Genomic DNA, 275 nt, shown 5'->3' with positions numbered 1-275 from the left:
GCTTTATCCGTCAAATCCCTAAAGTCCAGCACGTCCAGATGATACAGCTCGCCTTCCTGTATTCCGCGGTTCCATGCCTTATAGCCTTGCTCGGTCTTGCTGAACACCATCCGCAGAGCATCATGGTGCTCTGCTAGTTTGCCAAGCGCCTGACGCAGAGCAGCTTCGTCAAAGCCCTGCTCCCGGTGCAGCATAACCGCCTGATTAAAGTGATGCGCATCCACTTGGGCCTGCGCAAAGAACTCATGCTGGATCGGAAGCAATGCCGTTTCTCC

The 275-nt window shown here is 54.5% G+C and carries 1 protein-coding gene; it reads right to left on the bottom strand.

Features of this window, described 5'->3' with window-relative positions; translation table 11 throughout:
• On the bottom strand, positions 1-275 hold a 275-nt coding region (locus ACUYLD_RS25685), incomplete at both ends, for a condensation domain-containing protein (protein WP_446676241.1).

The organism is Paenibacillus sp. SER-28 (assembly GCF_052906305.1).
The sequence above is the reverse complement of the archived record's forward strand: the minus strand, read 5'-3'. Positions and strand labels throughout refer to the sequence as shown.